Here is a 575-nt window from a genome sequence, read left to right as displayed (position 1 = left end):
AGCTCGGGTCTTTTAGAAGCCGTGTCAGGCGATATGACCTTCGATGTCTCAGCGCTCACCAACATGCGTGAAGGTGGGGTTGAAGTTAGCGATAAAGTGATTTCTCACAGTTACGTGCGAGGAGAATGGGAAAATATCCCAAATGTTGATAAACACACAAGGATCAAGAAAAATATCGACACTACGATCATTCGTCAGCAGCCTCATTTTACCAATAATGCGGCACAGATTTTGGTAGGGCGTCATCTCACGGTCCATGCCGGTGATATCCGCAATAGCTATAGTTTGATTGCTGCTAATGGCAACATTGAGATGCAGGGTGATACGCTGCTCAATGAGGGGCGTGATTTAATTGAAACAACCAAGATTGTAACTGAAACACGCTACAGATATAAGCAATGTAGTGCCACAAATCCAGCATGTATAGGGCAAGGTGCAGAAGAATGGGATGGTCCTACTTTTACCCAAACACCCAAACGTACCTATGATGCTGTTTATGGCACGATTGAAGCTGGTGGCACGCTTGATGCCAAGTTGACAGGCTATATTGACAATCATGCGGTGCGTGAGGGGGT

The 575-nt window shown here is 45.9% G+C and carries 1 protein-coding gene; it reads left to right on the top strand.

Annotation, left to right across the window (positions count from 1 at the left end; all coding sequences use genetic code 11):
* Positions 1 to 575, top strand: a 575-nt coding sequence (locus ACFIK3_RS09830; RefSeq protein WP_375676648.1) for a hypothetical protein, incomplete at both ends; no start/stop codon positions are given.

The sequence above is a fragment of the Bartonella sp. CB10SXKL genome (assembly GCF_042195515.1).
Classification (GTDB): domain Bacteria; phylum Pseudomonadota; class Alphaproteobacteria; order Rhizobiales; family Rhizobiaceae; genus Bartonella.
Note: the sequence above shows the minus strand (reverse complement) of the source record. Positions and strands in the feature narration are given on the sequence as shown.